This window comes from Martelella sp. (genome assembly GCF_984369615.1).
Genome location: NZ_CFHTCS010000429.1, coordinates 1 through 3,322, shown reverse-complemented (window position 1 = coordinate 3,322; position 3,322 = coordinate 1). Strand labels below are relative to the sequence as shown.

The window sequence follows — 3,322 nt, the reverse complement described above, 5'->3', positions numbered from 1 at the left end:
CCGCCCGCTTCGTCTGCGTGCTCTGCCTCGCCTGGCCCGACGGCCACACCGAGACATTCCGCGGCGAAGTGGAAGGCAGTCTCGTCTGGCCACCGCGCGGCGAAAAGGGCCATGGCTATGACCCGGTGTTCCAGCCGAAGGGCCATGACAGGACGTTCGGCCAGATGGAGCCGTCCGAAAAGGCCAATGGCGGCCCGGAAGATGGCGGCGCGCTGTCCCACCGCGCCCGCGCCTTCAAGCTGTTCACCGAAACGGGACTTGCGCCCTGACAAACGACCCGGCAGCCATTTCAGGCATCAATGGCGATGACGGCGAGCCGGGTTTCGGCGTCTATCTGCACTGGCCGTTCTGCGCGGCCAAATGCCCCTATTGCGACTTCAACAGCCATGTCCGCCACCAGCCGGTCGACCAGAAACGCTTCGTCGCCGGTTTCCTGCGTGAAATCGCCCATATGCGCGCGCTTTCCGGGCCGCGCACGGTTACCAGCATTTTCATCGGCGGCGGCACGCCCTCGCTGATGGAACCGCAGACGCTGGGCGCGATCCTCGAGGGCGTCGGCGCGGCATGGCATGTGCCGGACGGGATCGAGGTGACGCTGGAAGCCAATCCCTCCAGCGTCGAGGCCGAACGCTTTCGCGGATACCGCGCCGCCGGCGTCAACCGCGTCTCGATGGGCGTGCAGGCGCTCAACGACAAGGAGCTTCGGTTTCTCGGCCGTCTGCACAATGTCGAGCAGGCGCTTGGCGCTATCCGTCTGGCGCGCGACATCTTCCCGCGCATGTCCTTCGACCTGATCTATGCCCGGCCCGGCCAGAAGCCGGACGACTGGGAGCGTGAACTGAACCAGGCGATCGATCTTGCCGCCGACCACCTGTCGCTCTACCAGCTGACCATCGAGGAAGGCACGCGCTTCTTCGATCTCTGTAACAGAGGAAAACTCCTCGTCCCCGACGACGATCAGGCGGCGCATCTGTACGAGGTCACGCAGGCGGTGACGGCAGAGCGCGGCCTGCCGGCCTACGAGGTTTCCAACCATGCCCGTCCGGGTGCGGAAAGCCGGCACAACCTCACCTATTGGCGCTATGGCGATTATGCCGGGATCGGCCCCGGCGCGCACGGGCGGCTGGAAACGGCGTCGGGCAAGATCGCGACGGCGACGGAGAAACACCCCGAGACCTGGCTGCAGGCGGCCGAGACCAACGGCCACGGCGTGACCGAGGAAACAGTGCTTTCTCAAGAAGAGCAGGCCGACGAACTTCTCCTGATGGGGCTCAGGGTGAAGGAAGGCGTCGACCTCGCCCGCTGGTCCTCGCTTTCCGGCAAGCCGATGGATGCCGAGCGCGAGGACTTTCTTCTGAAACTCGGCCTGATCGAACGGATCGGCAATGCCCGCCTGCGCGCGACGCCGGAAGGCATGCTGCTTTTGAACCGCATCGTCGCGGAACTATCCTGACGCCGGGGTTGCAAACTGCTATAACCACACCCGGAACCGGCCAGGCCGGCCGCGCGTTCATCCTCACGAACCGCAAGAGCATCGCAGCGAAGAAAGACCGTCAGATGGCAAGTTCAGGCTACACCCACCGCATGATCCGCGACCGGCTGAGCGCCGCCGTCTGCATCATTTTCGGCATCTATATGGGCTATCTCGCCCATTCCGACGGCGTGGCGCTCACCCCGTCGCTGTTTTACGGGCTGGTCGCCTTCGTCCTGCTTGCCATGCTGCTGATGATCCTCAGGAACTTCATCTACGCCCTGATCCTCGCCGGCCTCATCGTCTGGCTCGCCGCCTATCTCGGCTTCGGCTGGGCCGACCAGCTGATCGCCTATATCGAACAGCTTCTCAGGCTCGGCTACCAGGAATCGCTGAAACTGTTCATGTCCGCCGAAGCGCCGATCGCCACCTGATCGACGCGGTTTTTCGACAAAGCCTGTCCCGCTCTCCGCCGTCATGCTCGGGCTTGTCCCGAGCATCTAAGCACGTGTCAACGCGATAAGCGTCTCGGACGAAAAAACATATTTAAATCAATATCTTAAGAAACGCCAACGCCGCTCGTGCGGAACTGTGGCTAGATCCTCGGCACAAGGCCGAGGATGACGTCCGTAAAAATGGATAGGCTTGTTAACAACCTTTGCCGATCACGATATGACCCGCTGGCCTACCGCCGCCATGACATTCAGGCCGCGAGCCCGTCCATCAGGCTCTTCAGCGCCGCCTCGGCCTCCGCCGAACGCTCCGAACGGTCGATGAAGCCGCCGCCGAAGACGCGGGCGTCATTGCCCGGCGCGTCATAAAGCACGCAGGCCTGGCCGCTGGCGATCCCCGCCTCGCCTTCCAGAAGGTCGACATAGACGCCGTTCTCGTCCGCATGCAGCATGACCGGCAGCGGCGGACGCGTGGAGCGCACCTTGGCGAAACAGGAAAATCCGTCCGCCGCCGCCGTTTCAAGCGGCCCGTCGCCCAGCCAGTTGACGTCGCGCAGATAGATGCGGCGCGTCTCCAGCGCCTCGCGCGGGCCGACGATGACGCGGCGCGAGCGGGCATCGAGATAGACCACGTAGAGCGGTTCGCCGGTGGCAACGCCAAGCCCCTTGCGCTGGCCGATCGTGTAGCGCACGATCCCTTCATGCCGGCCGAGCACGCGTCCGTCGAGATGCACGATCTCGCCGGAAAGTTCGGCATTCGGCCGCAGCTTGGCGATCACGTCGGAATATTTGCCCTGCGGCACGAAACAGATGTCCTGGCTGTCCGGCTTGTCGGCGACGATCAGGCCCATTTCCTCGGCCAGCCGCCGCGTATCCGCCTTCGGCAGGCCGCCCAGCGGAAACCGCAGGAAATCGATCTGCTCCTGCGTGGTCGCAAACAGGAAATAGCTCTGGTCGCGCTCCGCATCCACCGGACGGTAGAGCGCGCGCCGCATCGGGTTCTCCGGCGTCGGGTTCGGTTTGGAGCGGATGTAATGGCCGGTCGCCAGCGCATCGGCGCCAAGCTCCCTCGCGGTTGTCAGAAGATCGGCGAACTTGACCGTCTGGTTGCAGGCAACGCAGGGGATCGGCGTCTCGCCGGCAATATAGCTTTCGGCGAACGGGTTGATCACCGTCTCGCGAAACCGCGCCTCGTAGTCGAGCACATAATGCGGAATGCCGAGGCGTTCGGACACCCGACGGGCGTCGTCAATGTCCTGTCCCGCGCAACAGGAACCGGCGCGGTGCACCGCAGCGCCGTGATCGTAAAGCTGGAGGGTGATGCCGAGGACGTCATAGCCCTCGCGCTTCAGGAACCCGGCCACGACCGAGCTGTCGACGCCGCCGGACATGGCGACGA

General features: G+C 64.2%; 4 protein-coding genes. 3 read left to right on the top strand and 1 reads right to left on the bottom strand.

The window, feature by feature from the left end; translation table 11 throughout:
* The 3 genes from AC5DC2_RS21655 to AC5DC2_RS21645 all read left to right on the top strand — a co-directional run.
* On the top strand, positions 1 to 269 hold a 269-nt coding region (locus tag AC5DC2_RS21655; protein ID WP_491699982.1), incomplete at its 5' end, for a non-canonical purine NTP pyrophosphatase.
* Positions 266 to 1,453, top strand: a complete 1,188-nt coding sequence (gene hemW / locus AC5DC2_RS21650) for a radical SAM family heme chaperone HemW (RefSeq protein ID WP_491699983.1) — start codon at positions 266 to 268, stop codon at positions 1,451 to 1,453. The genes AC5DC2_RS21655 and hemW, both read left to right, overlap by 4 nt.
* 104 nt (positions 1,454 to 1,557) lie before the next feature.
* Complete coding sequence (locus tag AC5DC2_RS21645; protein WP_491699981.1) at positions 1,558 to 1,905, top strand: hypothetical protein; 348 nt, start codon at positions 1,558 to 1,560, stop codon at positions 1,903 to 1,905.
* 269 nt (positions 1,906 to 2,174) lie between these two features.
* Here AC5DC2_RS21645 and mnmA read toward each other — a convergent pair.
* The coding region (gene mnmA / locus AC5DC2_RS21640) for a tRNA 2-thiouridine(34) synthase MnmA (RefSeq protein WP_491699980.1) at positions 2,175 to 3,322 on the bottom strand (1,148 nt) is incomplete at its 5' end.